The 16,479-nt window shown below is 63.1% G+C and carries 15 protein-coding genes and 1 tRNA gene; 2 read left to right on the top strand and 14 right to left on the bottom strand.

Annotated elements, in window-relative coordinates; all coding sequences use genetic code 11:
• Positions 1–148 precede the first annotated feature (148 nt).
• The 10 genes from rplT to ACYVNQ_RS11275 all read right to left on the bottom strand — a co-directional run bounded on the left by rplT (position 149) and on the right by ACYVNQ_RS11275 (position 9,616).
• The gene (rplT, locus tag ACYVNQ_RS11230) at positions 149–508 is read right to left on the bottom strand and encodes a 50S ribosomal protein L20 (protein WP_006052502.1); all 360 of its coding nucleotides are present in this window, start codon (positions 506–508) and stop codon (positions 149–151) included.
• Between the two features lie 30 nt (positions 509–538).
• Positions 539–736, bottom strand: a complete 198-nt coding sequence (gene rpmI, locus ACYVNQ_RS11235; protein WP_460902550.1) for a 50S ribosomal protein L35 — start codon at positions 734–736, stop codon at positions 539–541.
• A gap of 300 nt (positions 737–1,036) precedes the next feature.
• Positions 1,037–1,561 (bottom strand): translation initiation factor IF-3, encoded by a 525-nt coding sequence (infC, locus tag ACYVNQ_RS11240; protein WP_460902698.1) that lies wholly within the window; start codon positions 1,559–1,561, stop codon positions 1,037–1,039.
• 49 nt (positions 1,562–1,610) lie between these two features.
• The gene (gene thrS / locus ACYVNQ_RS11245) at positions 1,611–3,518 is read right to left on the bottom strand and encodes a threonine--tRNA ligase (RefSeq protein ID WP_460902551.1); all 1,908 of its coding nucleotides are present in this window, start codon (positions 3,516–3,518) and stop codon (positions 1,611–1,613) included.
• A gap of 330 nt (positions 3,519–3,848) precedes the next feature.
• Positions 3,849–3,925 (bottom strand) — tRNA-Val (locus ACYVNQ_RS11250).
• 199 nt (positions 3,926–4,124) lie between these two features.
• Positions 4,125–6,431 (bottom strand): RelA/SpoT family protein, encoded by a 2,307-nt coding sequence (locus tag ACYVNQ_RS11255; RefSeq protein WP_460902552.1) that lies wholly within the window; start codon positions 6,429–6,431, stop codon positions 4,125–4,127.
• Between the two features lie 108 nt (positions 6,432–6,539).
• Positions 6,540–6,893 carry a RidA family protein gene (locus ACYVNQ_RS11260; RefSeq protein WP_460902553.1) on the bottom strand — a complete coding sequence of 118 codons (354 nt, stop codon included), beginning with the start codon at positions 6,891–6,893 and terminating at the stop codon, positions 6,540–6,542.
• A 116-nt stretch (positions 6,894–7,009) separates the two neighbouring features.
• Positions 7,010–7,948: an alpha/beta fold hydrolase gene (locus ACYVNQ_RS11265; protein ID WP_460902554.1), complete on the bottom strand. Its 939-nt coding sequence runs from the start codon at positions 7,946–7,948 to the stop codon at positions 7,010–7,012.
• A 319-nt stretch (positions 7,949–8,267) separates the two neighbouring features.
• A complete protein-coding gene (locus ACYVNQ_RS11270; protein ID WP_460902555.1) occupies positions 8,268–8,909 on the bottom strand; it encodes a CoA transferase subunit B in 642 nt (213 codons plus the stop codon).
• Positions 8,910–8,911: 2 nt separating this feature from the next.
• The gene (locus ACYVNQ_RS11275) at positions 8,912–9,616 is read right to left on the bottom strand and encodes a CoA transferase subunit A (RefSeq protein WP_460902556.1); all 705 of its coding nucleotides are present in this window, start codon (positions 9,614–9,616) and stop codon (positions 8,912–8,914) included.
• A 294-nt stretch (positions 9,617–9,910) separates the two neighbouring features.
• Between ACYVNQ_RS11275 and ACYVNQ_RS11280 the strand changes: the two genes are divergently transcribed.
• Positions 9,911–10,456, top strand: a complete 546-nt coding sequence (locus ACYVNQ_RS11280; RefSeq protein ID WP_460902557.1) for a helix-turn-helix transcriptional regulator — start codon at positions 9,911–9,913, stop codon at positions 10,454–10,456.
• A 23-nt stretch (positions 10,457–10,479) separates the two neighbouring features.
• Here the strand turns inward: ACYVNQ_RS11280 and ACYVNQ_RS11285 are convergent, their stop codons facing one another.
• Positions 10,480–10,911, bottom strand: coding sequence for an acyl-CoA thioesterase (locus ACYVNQ_RS11285; RefSeq protein ID WP_460902558.1), 432 nt, complete (start codon positions 10,909–10,911; stop codon positions 10,480–10,482).
• 80 nt (positions 10,912–10,991) lie between these two features.
• Positions 10,992–11,768 carry an SDR family oxidoreductase gene (locus ACYVNQ_RS11290; protein WP_460902559.1) on the bottom strand — a complete coding sequence of 259 codons (777 nt, stop codon included), beginning with the start codon at positions 11,766–11,768 and terminating at the stop codon, positions 10,992–10,994.
• 187 nt (positions 11,769–11,955) lie between these two features.
• On the opposite strand from ACYVNQ_RS11290, the gene ACYVNQ_RS11295 reads away from it, so the two are divergent.
• On the top strand, positions 11,956–13,629 hold the full coding sequence (locus tag ACYVNQ_RS11295; RefSeq protein ID WP_460902560.1) for an electron transfer flavoprotein-ubiquinone oxidoreductase: 1,674 nt from the start codon (positions 11,956–11,958) through the stop codon (positions 13,627–13,629).
• Between the two features lie 114 nt (positions 13,630–13,743).
• Here ACYVNQ_RS11295 and ACYVNQ_RS11300 read toward each other — a convergent pair whose 3' ends face one another.
• Both ACYVNQ_RS11300 and aroC read right to left on the bottom strand, forming a co-directional pair.
• Positions 13,744–15,225 (bottom strand): glycosyltransferase family 9 protein, encoded by a 1,482-nt coding sequence (locus tag ACYVNQ_RS11300; RefSeq protein WP_460902561.1) that lies wholly within the window; start codon positions 15,223–15,225, stop codon positions 13,744–13,746.
• Positions 15,226–15,327: 102 nt separating this feature from the next.
• Complete coding sequence (aroC, locus tag ACYVNQ_RS11305; protein WP_460902562.1) at positions 15,328–16,428, bottom strand: chorismate synthase; 1,101 nt, start codon at positions 16,426–16,428, stop codon at positions 15,328–15,330.
• Positions 16,429–16,479: the final 51 nt, after the last annotated feature.

A 16,479-nucleotide genomic window follows, 5' to 3' on the forward strand; every position in this document is an offset into this window, starting at 1 on the left:
ATTTGATGCAAAAGCGGCTCGACCAACAAAAAAGGGGCTCGGTGAGGAGCCCCGTTTTTGTTGCAGCGTCACCGAAACGACCGGATGTTCGCTGCCACGAACCCTGCAGTGTGCGAGGCGCCCAGGAAGCGGGCGCCCCTCAGCGCTATCAGGCTGCAACGGCGGCTTTCACCTGCTGAACGATCGCAGCAAAAGCGGCCTTGTCGAACACAGCCATGTCGGCCAGCACCTTGCGGTCGAGTTCGATCGACGCCTTCTTCAGGCCGTTGATGAACACGCTGTACGTCATGTCGTGCTGACGCACCGCCGCGTTGATACGCGTGATCCACAATGCGCGGAACACACGTTTCTTGTTGCGGCGATCGCGGTAGGCGTATTGGCCTGCGCGCATGACCGCCTGCTTGGCGATGCGATAGACGTTATTGCGACGGCCGCGGTAACCCTTGGCCAGCTTGATGATCTTCTTGTGACGGGCCCGTGCGGTAACCCCACGTTTAACTCGAGGCATGTTTCGCTCCTGTGAGTATCGGTTAAAGGGTTACGCGAACGGCAGCATTGCGCGTACGGAGTCCATGTTGGTCGCGTGGACCGACGTGGAGCCGCGCAGATGGCGTTTGACCTTCGTGCTCTTCTTCGTAAGGATGTGGCGCTTGAAGGCTTGACCGCGCTTGACGGTACCGCCCGGACGCACCTTGAAGCGCTTGGCAGCGCTCTTCTTCGTCTTCATCTTAGGCATGACGAACCACTCCATTATTTGATGGATTTGGGTGTGCGGTTGGCCTTGATGGCCCTTCACCCGCCCTTCGAAACCCAGTCCACTTGGTATGCAGTTGGCCGATACGTTGATGCGTATTCAACGACGCACACCGTTTCGACCCCTGCTTTTCAGACAAAACGCCCGCAGTACTGCTTTGCGCGGGCGTCGATCCGAAACTTTGCCGGCCCCCGCCACATGCATTGCGGCAAGGCACCGTTCGATTCCAACATCAACTCAACCTGCTGCGGCCGGCGCACATCGAAACCGACGTGCGCGAGCTTACTTCTTCTTCTTCGGCGAAAGCACCATGATCATCTGGCGCCCTTCCATCTTCGGCATCTGCTCAACCTGCCCGACTTCGTCGAGGTCGGTGCGCAGGCGTTCCAGCATGCGCATACCGATTTCCTGGTGAGCCATTTCGCGGCCACGGAAACGCAACGTGATTTTCGTCTTGTCGCCGTCTTCGAGGAAGCGAACGAGATTGCGTAGCTTGACGGTGTAATCGCCATCGTCGGTACCCGGGCGGAACTTGACTTCCTTGACCTGGATGACCTTCTGCTTGAGCTTGGCCTCGTGCTGCTTCTTCGCTTCCTGGTACTTGAATTTGCCGTAGTCCATCAGCCGGCATACCGGTGGGACTGCTTGTGGGGCAATTTCGACCAGGTCAACGTCCTGCTGTTCCGACAAACGGAACGCGTCAGCGAGTTTTACGATGCCTAGCGGTTCGTTGTTGACTCCGACCAGACGCACCTCGGGTGCAGAGATTTCACCGTTGATGCGATGCGACGACTTATCAGTAGCGATGTTACGTTTCCTCTAAAAATTGAAAAAAACGAGCCGCGCTGCCAAGTGGTTACTTGAACGACTGCACTTCCTGGCGCAGACGCTCAATGAAGGCATCGACGGGCATCACACCCAGATCGACACCGCCACGGGCACGCACGGCTACCGTTTGTGCATCACGCTCTTTGTCACCGACAACCAGCAGGTACGGGACCTTCTGTAGCGTGTGCTCGCGTATTTTATAGCTTATTTTCTCGTTGCGCAAATCGGCTTCGACTCTAACCCCTTGTTTTTGCAACGTTTGAGCAAGATTTTTCGCATATTCGGACTGACTTTCTGCGATATTCATCACCACAACCTGCTGCGGCGCAAGCCACGCGGGCATTGCACCAGCATGGTGCTCGATCAGAATACCGAGAAAACGCTCCATCGATCCGACGATTGCCCGGTGCAGCATGATCGGCCGGCGGCGGCTATTGTCCTCAGCGACGAACTCGGCGCCGAGGCGCTCCGGCAGCACCATGTCGAGCTGCAGCGTGCCGCACTGCCACGAACGGCCGAGCGCATCCTTGATGTGGTATTCGACCTTCGGGCCGTAGAACGCACCCTCGCCCGGCAGCTCTTCCCACTCGACGTTGCACGCGCGCAGCGCTTCGCGCAGGCCTTCTTCCGCGCGATCCCACGTTTCGTCCGTGCCGGCGCGCGCGTCGGGGCGCAGCGACAGCTTGATGTCGACCTGATCGAAGCCGAAATCCGTGTATACGCTCATCGCGAGCGTATTGAACGCGATCGACTCGCTGATGAACTGGCTTTCCGTACAGAAGATGTGCGCATCGTCCTGCACGAAGCCGCGCACGCGCATCAGACCATGCAGCGCGCCCGACGCCTCGTTGCGGTGGCACGAACCGAATTCCGCGAAGCGCAGCGGCAGGTCGCGATACGAACGCAGGCCGTGATTGAACACCTGCACATGCCCCGGACAGTTCATCGGCTTGATCGCGTAGTCGCGCTTCTCCGATTCCGTCGTGAACATGTTCTCGCGATAGTTCTGCCAGTGGCCCGACGCTTCCCACAGCGAGCGGTCCATGATCATCGGCGTCTTGATTTCGAGGTAGCCGGCGTCGTTGACGCGGCGGCGCATGTACTGCTCGACCTGCTGCCACAGCGTCCAGCCGCGCGGATGCCAGAACACCATGCCCGGCGACTCGTCCTGCATATGAAACAGGTCGAGCTGCTTGCCGAGCTTGCGGTGATCGCGCTTCTCCGCTTCTTCGAGCATGTGCAGATACGCGTCCTGGTCTTCCTTTTTCGTCCAGGCCGTGCCGTAGATGCGCTGCAGCTGCTCGTTCTTCGCGTCGCCGCGCCAGTACGCGCCCGCCACCTTCATCAGCTTGAAGACTTTAAGCTTGCCCGTGGACGGTACGTGCGGGCCGCGGCACAGATCCGTGAAGCCGCCGTGCGAGTACAGCTTGATGTCGTCGCTGGCCGGAATCGATTCGATGATCTCGGCCTTGTACTTCTCGCCGATGCTCTTGAAGTAGTCGACCGCTTCGTCGCGCGACACGACGCGGCGCGACACGGGCTCGTCTTTTTTCGCGAGCTCCTGCATGCGCTTTTCGATCTTCTCGAGATCTTCCGGCGTGAAGGGACGGCTATACGCAAAGTCGTAGTAGAAGCCATTGTCGATCACCGGCCCGATCGTCACCTGCGCCTCGGGGAACAGATCCTTCACCGCATACGCGAGCAAGTGCGCCGTCGAGTGGCGGATGATGTCGAGGCCATCCGCATCTTTATCCGTGACGATTGCAAGCGACACGTCGTGGTCGATCAGCGCAGACGTATCGACGAGCTCGCCATCGATCTTGCCGCCGAGCGCGGCCTTCGCGAGCCCCGGACCGATCGATGCCGCGACTTCGGCGACCGTCACGGGGTGATCGTACTGTCGAACAGAACCATCAGGCAGACGTATCGAAACCATTGTGTTCTCCGTGATGCCGACCGGTCGGCGGCTACAACAACTCTATTAAACAGCTCGGCGTACTGGAAGTGCGCGTTCTCGGGCGCAATGCCGGGACAAAAAAAATGCGGCCCCGCTTTCGAGGGGCCGCATTCACTTTCCATCAAACTGCAGTGGCGAAAGAGGTCCTCGACTAGCGTCGTTCCGAAGTGGTTTCGGTCAACGTTCGCGGTGTCATAACCTTATTCACCTTGTTCGCACCCGGAGGTACGTACTGCGGTTTTCGAAACATCGGCAACGCTCGCATGAAGCTTGAACAACTACGATCGCACACCGATGTTTCACTTTCGTTGGTAGGCTCGATTGGACTCGAACCAACGACCCCCACCATGTCAAGGTGGTGCTCTAACCAGCTGAGCTACGAGCCTGAAGAAACGAGATTATATGGAGCACCCTGAGAGTTGGCAAGTGTTTTTATGCGGCGACATCAAAAACACGCGGCGTGTTTACAGCGCAGCGCAATCCATCGCACAACAGCTCGATTGCAGCGCGTCGATTGCAGCGCATTGACGGCAACATCTCGATGCGTCGCGACACGCGAGCTCACGTGATTCGCGCTGACCACACTCACCCTTTGCGCCCCGCACGCACGACACCACTCACCTCACCCAGCAGCGCACACGCGCGCTGAATCTGCGACGCACTCGACACTTCGACGGTGAACAACATATACGCCGCGTTGCGTCGCGATTGCGTCTTCACACCGATCACATTCATCTTCTCGCGCGCGAAGACTTCGGAGATGTCGCGCAACAGGCCTTGCCGGTCGGTTGCTTCGATCGCGAGATCGACCGGGTAGACCGACTGCCCGCGGCCGTTCATCACATCGGCCGACCACGCGGTCTGCAGCACGCGCTCCGGCGCGCGCGCCACCATGCGCAGAAAGGTCGGGCAATCGCTGCGGTGAATCGACATACCCTTGCCGCGCGTGACGAACCCCGCGATCTCGTCGGGCGGCGCCGGGCGGCAGCAGCGTGCGAGCTGCGTGAGCAACGCATCGACGCCGACCACCAGCACGCCGGTCGATGCCCCGTGCGCGACACTCGCGCCGCTGCTGCGTTTCTCGAACTGCTCGGGCGCTTCGACTTCGGGCTCGGCCGGCGGCGCATCGTTCAACGCCTGCTCGATCAGGCGCAGACTGAACTCTTCCTTGGCGACCACCGCATACAGTTCTTCCGGCGCCTTGAAGCCGAGCTTCGCCGCCAGCTGCTCGAGATTGACCGACGTCTTGCCTTCGCGCTGCAGCGTCTTTTCGACCAGCGCGCGGCCGTTGGCGATGTTCTCCGCCGCATCGATCGCGTTGAACCACACGCGTACCTTCTGTTTCGCGCGGTTGCTTTGCAGATAGCCGAGCTGCGGATTGAGCCAGTCGCGCGACGGCCCACCTTCCTTCACCGTGATGACCTCGACCGTCTGCCCGTTTTGCAGCGGCGTGTTGAGCGGCACCATCGCGCCGTCGACGCGCGCGCCGCGGCAGCGGTGGCCGAGTTCGCTATGCAGGTGATACGCGAAATCGAGCGGCGTCGCGCCTTGCGGCAACGCGATCACGCGGGCTTGCGGCGTCAGCGTGTAGATCTGGTCGTCGTCGAGCGTCGCTTCGCGCAGATGGCGCCAGGTTTGCCGCGTGCCGGCGCTCGCGTGCGACTCGAGGTCGCCTCCGTCGCCCGCGGCACCGTGGCGTTCCTGCGCGCCGCCCTGCTCACCCTCGCTGTCGTGCTCGCCTTCGGAAACGTCTTCTTTCCATGCGAGCAGTTGCCGCAGCCACGCGATCTTCTCGTCGTATTTGTCGCTCGCGCTGAACTGCCCGGCATAGCCGCGCGCGCCCTCTTCCTTGTAGCGCCAGTGCGCAGCCACGCCGTACTCGGCGAACTCATGCATGTCCTGCGTACGGATCTGCACTTCGAATGCGCGGCCGTCGTCGCCGATCACCACCGTGTGCAGCGACTTGTAGCCATTCGGCTTCGGCCGCGAGATGTAGTCGTCGAATTCCCTGGGCACCGGTTGCCACAGGTTGTGCACGATGCCAAGCACCGTGTAGCAATCCTTGATGTCCGGCACGATCACACGGAACGCGCGCACGTCGTAGAGCTCGGAGAAGTCGAGATCCTTGCCACGCATCTTCTTCCAGATGCTGTAGATATGCTTCGGCCGGCCGCTCACCTCGGCGCGGATGTGCGCCGCGGCCAGCTCGCGCTGCAGCCGCGCGATCGCTTCGGCCACATAGGTCTCGCGCTCGACGCGCTTCTCATCCAGCAGTTTGGCGATGCGCTTGTAGGTGACCGGCTCTTCGAAGCGAAACGCGAGGTCTTCGAGTTCCCACTTCAGTTGCCAGATACCGAGCCGGTTCGCGAGCGGCGCGTAGATATCGAGCGTCTCGCGTGCGACATCCGGCGACGGCGCGAGCTTCGCGGCCGCGTAGTAGCGCAGCGACTGCAGCCGCGACGCGAGCCGGATCAGCACCACGCGAATGTCCTGCGCGAACGCGAGCAGCATCTTGCGCAGCGCCTCGACCTGTGCACGACGCGCGGCCTGGGCTTCGCGTCCGGCATCGGCCGGCACGTGCTGCGCGGCGCGCAGGCTCACGGTGCCGAGGCGCAGCAGCTTGCGCACGTCGCCGACCAGCTGCGCGACTTCGTCGCCGAAGCGTTCGGCGATCACATTCGCCGGGTCTTCCAGATGAGGCGTCAGGCCGAACAGCGCCGCGGCCAGCACCGCCGGCGGATCGACGTCCAGCGTGCGCATGATCGCCGCGGTACCCGCCGCATGATCGACCAGCAGTTCGCCGGTGGACAGCCGTGCGTCGCCCGCGTGCTCGCGCACGAACGCAAGTGCAGCGTCGAACGAAGGGGCGGTGCTCAGCGGTTCGGTATTCATCTCATCGTGCGGCAAGCCCGCGGCTCAGCGCGGGCACAGGTATTTCAAAGCGCGTGCTTCGAAGCCGGTGTTTCAATGCAATGCGGTGTATCGACGGACAACCGGGCCTCAACCGCGCTGCGCAGCCACCACGACGATTTCGACGAGGCACTTCGGGTTCGCGAGCTTCGCCTCGACGGTGGCGCGCGGCGGCGTCGCGCCCTGCGCGACCCACTCGTCCCACACTGCATTCATGCCGGCGAAATTCACCATGTCGGCGATATAGATCTGCACCGACAGCAGGTGCGATTTGTCGCTGTTTGCTTCGCCGAGCAGCCGGTCGATATGGCCGAGCACTTCGCGGGTCTGGCCGCCGATGTCCTGATCGGTGTCCTCTGCAATCTGGCCAGCGAGATAGACGGTGCCATTGTGCACCGCGATTTCCGAAAGACGCTTGCCGACGTGGTGACGAATGACTGCCATGACGAATCCCTATGCTGGATGACGAAAACCCGGACCAAAAAGCGGACGAAAACCCGCACCGAAAACCTGGATCGACACGCCGAAGCCCATGCGGCCGATCGACGTAGAACCCAGTATTATGACGCGTCGCCCGCCGCACCGATAAAGAATTGCCGCGCCAGACCGATCTGCGCCGCATCGAGAAAGGCCGGCGCATGCCCGACGCCCGCGATCTCCGCACTCGTCACGTTGCGCCCGCGCTCGACCATCTGCGCAAGCGTCTCGCGCGACAGCAGGTCCGATTGCGCGCCGCGCACCGCCAGCACCGGCGCTTCGATCGCCGCGAACGATTTCCACAGCGCCGCCTCGCCAAGCGCCGCCACCTCGGGCGTGATCGCGCCAAACGGCTGCGCGATGCGTGGGTCGTAACGGAATTGCCACGCGCCGTCGCGCTCGTGCAAAAGCGGCGTATTGATCTCGCGCCATTCGTCGGGCGTCAGCGGCCCGAACGATTGCGCGAGCAGCGCCGCCTGCTCGACGCCCTGTTGTAACGTATCGAAGCGCGCCGGCTTGCCGAGATAACTGCCGATGCGCGTCAGCGCATCGGGCTCGATATGCGGGCCGACGTCGTTGAGCAGCATCTTGCGGATCGGCGAGTCCTTGAGGCCCGCAAGCGCCATGCCGATCAGCCCGCCCATCGACGTGCCGAACCACTCGACGGTTTCCACTTCGAGCCGTGCGATCAGCGTGACCATATCGGCGACGTACTGCGGCACGCCGTAATAGTTCGGATCGGCGAGCCACGACGACAGCCCGCGGCCCACCACGTCAGGACACACCACGCGATGCGTCGCGGCCATCGCCGCAGCGAAGCGGTCGAAGTCGCGGCCGCTGCGCGTCAGGCCATGCACGCAGACCAGCACGCGCGGATTGTGCGGTTCGCCCCATTCCGTATAGGCGATGCGGTGCAGACCGCCTGGGCTGATGCATTGAACGTAGCGCTGGCGCGGCGCAGGCGTGGTGCCGGCGACGCTTGACGACAAGGCGGCGGGTACAGCGACGGGCGTGGCGGTCATCGTGATTTCCTCATGAGCGGGGCGACACATCGGCGCACGAGCCGACTGGGCAACGCGGCAGTTGCCGCGACGAGCCACGCGAACCCATAAGCGAACCGGTGTGCGAACCCCTATGCAAATCGGCATGCGGAGCGAGCCGCAACCCGACCGATTGTATCCGCTTCATTTTCGACAGCGTTGTCGCGTATTCCGCGCGTTCGACGCGGCTCGCGCACCACGCGCTGCGTCGCTGCGTCGCTGCGCAAAACGCCCCAAAAGCAAAACGGGCGCGACTCACGCCGCGCCCGCCTCTGCCTTCCGAAACAATCAGCCTCTCAGCTTAGTGCACCGCGCTCACATCCAGCGGCGCGCCAGTCTTCGCCTTGATCTCGTCGACCGTCACGCCCGGTGCGAGCTCAACCAGCTTCAGGCCGTTATCGGTGACGTCGATCACGCCCAGATCGGTGATGATCCGGTCGACCACCGCGACACCTGTCAGCGGCAGCGTGCATGCTTCGAGAATCTTGTGCTGGTCGCCCTTCGCGACGTGCTCCATCAGCACGATCACGCGCTTGACGCCGGCCACCAGATCCATCGCGCCGCCCATGCCCTTGATCATCTTGCCCGGGATCATCCAGTTGGCCAGGTCGCCCTCTTTGCTGATCTGCATTGCGCCGAGGATCGCGAGGTTGATATGGCCGCCGCGAATCATCGCGAACGAATCCGCCGACGAGAAAATCGACGAGCCCGGCAGCGTGGTCACCGTCTGCTTGCCCGCGTTGATCAGATCAGCATCGATTTCCTCTTCGGTCGGCGACGGGCCGATGCCGAGCAGGCCGTTTTCCGATTGCAGCCACACTTCGATGCCCGGCGGCACGTGATTGGCGACCAGCGTGGGCAGCCCGATGCCGAGGTTCACATAGAAGCCGTCTTGAAGTTCTTTTGCCGCGCGTGCGGCCATTTCGTCACGATTCCATGCCATGGTCACTCTCCTTTCGCGCGGACCACGCGTTGTTCGATGCGTTTTTCCGGATGCGCGTTCAGCACGAGGCGCTGCACGAAAATGCCCGGCGTATGGATATGGTCCGGATCGAGTTCGCCGACTTCGACGATCTCTTCGACTTCGGCCACGGTGATGCGGCCGGCCATTGCGCACATCGGGTTGAAGTTGCGCGCGGTGCGGCGATAGATCAGGTTGCCGGACTTGTCGGCCTTCCACGCCTTGACGAGACCGACGTCGGCCGTCAGCGACGGTTCGAGCACGTAGTGGTTGTCGCCGAACTGGCGGGTTTCCTTGCCTTCCGCGATCACCGTGCCGTAACCGGTATTGGTGAAGAACGCCGGGATGCCGGCGCCGCCCGCGCGCAGTTTTTCGGCGAGCGTGCCTTGCGGCGTGAATTCAAGCTCGAGTTCGCCGGCCAGGAACTGCCGCTCGAACTCCTTGTTCTCGCCGACGTACGACGAGATCATCTTCTTGATCTGGCGCGTTTCCAGCAACAGGCCGAGACCGAAGCCGTCGACGCCCGCATTGTTGCTGATGCACGTGATGTTCTTGACGGCCGAATCGCGCAGTGCCGCGATCAGCGCCTCCGGAATGCCGCACAGGCCGAAGCCGCCGACGGCGAACGTCTGCCCGTCCTTGACGATGTCCTTGAGCGCATCGGCCGCGCTCGGATAGACCTTGTTCATCAATATGTCCCTTCCTTGAATGGAAATTCAAACGCCACGCGGCGCGCTGCGATCGAACGTGCATCGGGCTTGCGCCCGAGACGTCATTCTAGTCATTGGCGGCGCGCGGCGTACAAAAGGTGAGGCAGGCACGGCCGGCCGGTGTTCGCGCCTTTGAGCCTGACGACCTTCGTTACCACCAACCATCGCCACCATCGCGACGCCCGTTGTCGTGACTTGTAGTGACGAAAGGGTACGCTGGCGAGGCAATCCGGCACAATACGCAAAAATACATAAGTATTCGACCCGCATCTCATGCCCGCCCTGGATTACCAAACCGCCTTTCATCTCGCTCCGATCGGACTCGTGCTGTCGCGTGCGCGGATCATCGAAGACTGCAACGACGAACTCGCATCGATCTTCGGCTGCACGCGCGCGTCGCTGCTTGGACAGTCGTTTCAGGTGCTGTATCCGTCGCCGGACGAATTCGAGCGGATCGGCGCGCGCATTCCGCCGATCATGACCTCGCAAGGCAGCTACGCGGACGACCGCATCATGAAGCGCGCCAATGGCGAGCTGTTCTGGTGCCACGTGACCGGCCGCTCGCTCGAACGGCAGGATCCGCACGCGGCCGGCGTGTGGACCTTCGAGGATCTGAGCGCGACGCGGCGCGTGGCGGTCGAGCTGACGCCGCGCGAACGCGAGATCGCCGCGCAACTGGTAACCGGCAAGACCAGCAAGCAGATCGGGCGCGTGCTCGACATCAGCTCGCGCACCGTCGACGTGTATCGTGCGCGGCTGATGCGCAAATACGATACCGGCAATGCGACAGAATTGTTGCAGCGGCTGCTGGGGAATTAGCGGCGCACGAGCAGGAGAAAACCTCAGGCCACGTCGGTCAACGGCGCATTCTCGATCGCCGCACGCAGCATGTCAGGCATCGGCATCGACTTGCCCGCCGCATAATCGACCCACACGCAGCGCGCCGCGCCGCGCGCATAGACGGTATGCGGATCGTCGGCGCGCACCAGTTCGAAGCGCGTGTCGAAGCTGCTGCGCCCCGGCTGGCCAACCGACATCCGGCCGATCACGTCGCCCGGATAGTGCAACTGCTTCAAAAACTCCATCGATGCATTGACGATCACCGGCCCCTGCCCCGCCGAGCTATCCGGCGGCGTGCCGAGCGACTCGAGCCAGCCGATGCGCACCTGTTCCATATAACGGAAGTAGACGGTGTTGTTCACATGCCCGAAGGCATCCATGTCGCCCCAGCGGATCTGGATCGACATCTCGAAAACGGCGTGGTATTCGTTCATCAGACTTCTTCTACGGGTAAAAACAGGTTCCGCGATCATCGCGGCTTGCGGGCCGCGCGCGGAACCCATAGCGAATCGGCTTACGACAGCCCGAAGCCGTCATCGGCGGCAATGATCGAGCCGTTGATAAATTGGGACTCGTCGGCGGCGAGCAGCAGCAGCAAGCCGTCGAGATCTTCCGGATGGCCGACGCGATGGCGCGGCAGCATCGACACCAGCTTCTGCCCCTGCTCGGTCGACCAGTGATGGCGGTTCATTTCGGTTTCGATGTAGCCCGGGCAGATCGCATTCACGTTGATGCCGTGCCGGCCCCACTCCTGCGCCATGGCCTTCGTCATATGCACGACCGCGGCCTTGCTCATCGCGTACAGGCCGATTTGCGGCAGCACGCGCAGGCCCGCCATCGAAGCGATATTGATGATCCGGTACGACGGCTTGCCGCCGCTGCCGGCGCGCATGATCATCCGTTTGGCCACTTCCTGTGCGACGAAAAACGCGCCGCGCGTATTGGTATCGAACACGTATTCGAAGTCGGCCGGCGTCACTTCGGACAGACGCTGCGTGGTCGACACGCCCGAGTTGTTGACCAGAATATCGATCGTGCCGGCCTCGGTTTCCGCATGCGCGACCGCGGCCTTGATGCTTTGATAGTCGGTGACGTCGAGCGACACGACGTGCGCGGCGCCGCCGGACGCCTCGATTTCCGCGCGCAGTTCCTTCAGCCGTTCGGTGCGGCGGCTCGCCAGCACCACCTTCGCGCCCGCTTGCGACAACACCTGGGCGAACCGCTTGCCAAGCCCTGTGGAGGCGCCGGTAATCAGCGCGACCTTGCCTTCCAGATTGATCGAACGGCCCATTTGCTTTTCCTTGAATTTCGTTAGAGCGGTCTGGGCGACCGCGGCACGCGTGGGTTGACATCTCGTCAAACCCGGGTGCCTTTAATAGTACGATCGTGCTAATCTTCTCGCATTCTGTTGCAGCGCCGGGACCGTTCGCCCACAATACGATCCCGAAAAAAGCATTCTAACGGTAAGAGGAGCATCAATGACCCCCGCCAGTCTCATCGAGCAGTACGGCCCTCGCGAGTCGATGGAATACGACGTCGTGATCGTCGGCGGTGGCCCGGCCGGTCTTGCCGCGGCGATCAGGCTCAAGCAGCTGGCGCAGGAAAAAGGCGCCGAACTCGGCGTGTGCGTGCTCGAGAAGGGGTCGGAGATCGGGGCTCACATCCTGTCGGGCGCGGTGATGGACCCGCGCGCGCTCAACGAACTGATGCCCGACTGGAAGGAAAAAGGCGCGCCGCTCAACGTCGAAGTGAGCGAAGACCGCTTCCTGTTCCTGTCGGAAACGGGTTCGAAGACGGTGCCGAACTGGGCGCTGCCCGACAACTTCAAGAATCACGGCAACTACGTGATCAGCCTTGCCAATGTGACTCGCTGGCTTGGGCAACAGGCCGAAGCGCTGGGCGTCGAGATCTTCCCGGGCTTTCCGGCCGCCGAGGTGCTGTACCACGAAGACGGTTCGGTGAAGGGCGTCGTGACCGGCAACATGGGTATAGGCAAGGACGGCGAGCCGACCGAGAACTTCCAGCTCGGCATGGAACTGCATGCGAAATACACGCTGTTCTGCGAAGGCGCGCGCGGCCATCTGGGCCGCCAGCTGCAGGACAAGTTCAAGCTGCGCGACGGCGCCGAGCCGCAGGTGTATGGCATCGGCATCAAGGAATTGTGGGAAATCGATCCGGCGAAGCACAAACCCGGTCTCGTGATCCACACCGCCGGCTGGCCGCTCGACAACCAGACCTACGGCGGCTCGTTTCTCTATCACATCGACAACAACCAGGTGATGGTCGGCTTCGTGGTCGGGCTCGGTTATTCGAATCCGTATCTGTCGCCGTTCGAGGAATTCCAGCGCTACAAGACGCATCCGTCGATCCGCGCCTTTCTCGAAGGCGGCAAACGCGTGTCGTACGGCGCGCGCGCGATCACCGCGGGCGGCCTGCTGTCGCTGCCGAAGCTGGTGTTTCCGGGCGGCGCGCTGGTCGGCGACGATGCGGGCTTTCTGAATGCGTCGCGCATCAAGGGTTCGCACGCGGCGATCAAGACCGGCATGCTGGCCGCGCAAGCGGCGTTCGACGCGGTGCAGGCCGGCCGCCAGAGCGACGAGCTGAGCGCCTTCCCCGAGGCGTTCAGGCAGTCGTGGCTGCATACCGAACTGCATCGCGCGCGCAATTTCAAGCAGTGGATGAGCAAAGGCCTGTACCTGGGCACGCTGATGGTCGGCATCGAGCAGAAGGTGTTCGGCGGCAATGTGCCGTGGACGCTGCATCACGAGCATTGGGACCACGAGATGCTGAAACCGGCTTCGCAATGCAAGCCGATCGAGTATCCGAAGCCGGACGGCAAACTGACTTTCGACCGGTTGTCGTCGGTGTTTATCTCGAACACCAATCATGAGGAAAACCAGCCGGCGCATCTGACGTTGAAAGATCCGGGCGTGCCGGTGAACGTGAACTGGAAGACCTATGCCGGTCCGGAAAGCCGTTACTGCCCGGCGGCGGTGTACGAGTTCGTCAAGGCCGACGACGGCAATGAAAAGCTGGTGATCAACGCGCAGAACTGCGTGCATTGCAAGACCTGCGACATCAAGGATCCGACGCAGAACATCGTATGGGTCACACCGGAGGGCGGCGGCGGGCCGAACTATCCGAACATGTGATGAAGCGGCGGGCAGACGGCGGGCGAGCTTCGTTGGTGGCTTTCTTGCTGGCTTGCCGCTACGCGCCGGATTCATGCGTTGCGATCACCGCGCGCCGCACTTTTGCGGCGCTTTTTACTTGTGCTGCGTGCCCGGCGCTTCCAGCTTCGCACGCACGCGTGCCAGTACCGGCGCCCACGCGCCGGGCGCCGGCTGGCGGAGCAGTTCGACCGAGTCGTACCACGGCGTGCGCTGTGCGACCGTATCGGCGCCCCAGAACCACGCGGACACATGGTCGATCAGCAGGCAGGTCGGCACGCCCAGCGCGCCCGCCAGATGCGCGGGCCCACTGTCGATCGTCACGACCAGATCGAGATTCGCCATCAGCGCCGCGACGTCGTCGAAGCCCTCGGTGTAGTGAACGGTCGGATCGACGATATCGATGCCCTGCGCGCGCCATTGCGCGACGCTCGCGGAGCGTCCCGGAGACAACGCAAACCAGCTGACGCCCGGCGTCGCGAGCAGCGGCTCGAGTTGGACGGCCGGCACCGAGCGGCGCGCATCGCGTACGTGCTCCGGGTTGCCGTTCCACACGACGCCGACGCGCTTGCGTCCGTTGCTCGCAACATCGGCTATTCGCGCGCGCCACGCTTCGCTGCGCGCGGCGTCCGCGCATAGATAGGGCTGGCCGCCGCTCGCGGCATTGGCGACGCCTAATCGCAACGGCAAGCTCATCAGCGCGCAATGAAAATCCGGATGCGTGTTCAGGCTGGTTTCGAGCGGCACGTCCGCCGGCAGCACGCGTTCGATCAGCGGCCGCAGCGGTCCGTCATACCCGAAAATCAGCCGGCCGCCTTCGTCGCGCACCCGCTGCGCCAGTTGCGGCACAAAGCGCATCGCCCACAGGCAATCGCCGTGACCCTGCTCGCCGTAGACAAGCAGCGTCTTGCCCGTCAACGGCTCGCCGTGCCAATACGGGCTCAACGCAGCCAGAGCCTGCTGCGCGGCGTTCGCAGCATCGTCGAAGGCGAGGCGCGCTTCGTAGTTCGCCCAACCCGGTACGAAACGCGCTGCGCGGATTTCCAGTTCGGACAGATCGAAGCGGGCATGCGGGCTGTATGGCGCCAGTTCGAGCACGCGGCGCAGCAACTGTTCCGCTTCGGCGAAACGGCCCTGCTCCTTGATGCACAGTGCAAGCTTGTGCAGCACTATCGGGTTGAGCGGTGCAACGCGCGCGGCCTCGCACAGCAAGCGCTCCGCTTCGTCGAAATCGTCACGCTGCTGCACGGCAGCCGAGCGCCAGACGAGCGCGTTCAGGTCGGCTGTGTCGCCTGCCAGCAGCAACGCGCTCGCCGATTCGACAAGCGGCCAGTCGCGCAGCATGAACGCGGTCTGTGTAATCGTTGAGAGCAGCGCCGGATTGGCTGAACCAGCAAGCTGGTGCGCGCGCACCAGCGCGTCGAGCGCCGCGCGCAGCCGCTGCGGATCGCGGCCCGCGCGTTCGAGCAGCGCGCTGCCGTAAGCGAGCCAGTCGGCTGCCTGCGCATCGGGAGAAGCCGCTCGAGCCTGCAATTGCGCGAACGGGTCGGTGGCAGGCGTTAGAGGGAAATCTGTCATGGCCATGCGGTGCGGCTTGCGCGTCGACCGGACCGCCTGGGTCCGCATGTCGCCACGCTTGGGCCGCGTCTACGTGCCTGCGTGTCTACCGCTAACGCGGCATTACGGCGCGCTTGCCGCGATTTTCGGCGTCGCGACGACCACGTCGCCGCATTGCGCACGGTGCCGCAGCGCGTGATCGATCAGCACCAGCGCGAGCATCGCTTCGGCGATCGGCGTAGCGCGAATGCCGACGCACGGATCGTGGCGCCCAAACGTTTCGACGATGGCCGGCTGGCCCGCCTTGTCGATCGAGCGGCGCGGCGTGCGGATACTCGAAGTCGGCTTGATCGCGATCGACACGGTGACGTCCTGCCCCGTCGAAATACCGCCGAGCACACCGCCCGCGTTATTGCCGACGAAACCGGCCGGCGTCAGTTCGTCGCCGTGCACGGAGCCGCGCTGTGCAACGCTCGCGAACCCTGCACCGATCTCGACGCCCTTCACTGCGTTGATGCCCATCATCGCGTACGCGATGTCTGCGTCGAGCTTGTCGAACAGCGGTTCGCCCAGACCGACCGGCATACCCGACGCCACCACGTTGATGCGTGCGCCGATCGAATCGCCATCCTTGCGCAGCGCGTCCATATACGCCTCGAGCTGCGGTACGACGTCCGCATTCGCCGCGAAGAACGGGTTTTCATGCACATGCGACCAGTCGACGAACGGCACTGCGATTTCGCCCAGCGCCGACATGTAGGCGCGCACCTCGGTGCCGAGCTGCTCGCGCAGCCACTTCTTCGCCACCGCGCCCGCTGCCACGGTGGGCGCCGTCAGACGCGCGGACGAACGGCCGCCGCCGCGGTAATCGCGAATGCCGTACTTTTGCCAATAGGTGTAATCGGCGTGGCCGGGGCGGAAGGTTTCAGCGATGTTGCCGTAGTCCTTGCTGCGCTGGTCGGTGTTGCGGATCAACAGCGCGATCGGCGCGCCGGTGGTGCGTCCTTCGAATACGCCGGACAGGATCTCGACCTTGTCGTCTTCCTGACGCTGCGTGACGTGGCGCGACGTGCCGGGCTTGCGGCGGTCGAGTTCGTGCTGGATGTCGGGCTCGGCGAGCGCCATGCCCGGCGGGCAGCCGTCGATCACACAACCGATGGCCGGACCGTGCGACTCGCCGAAAGTCGTGACGGTGAAGAGCGTACCGAGGGTATTGCCGGACATGAGCGTCGTCCAAAGTAAGGCGGGGAAAACGCTATTATGCCAGCCCGTAAG

The sequence above is a fragment of the Paraburkholderia jirisanensis genome (assembly GCF_054782355.1).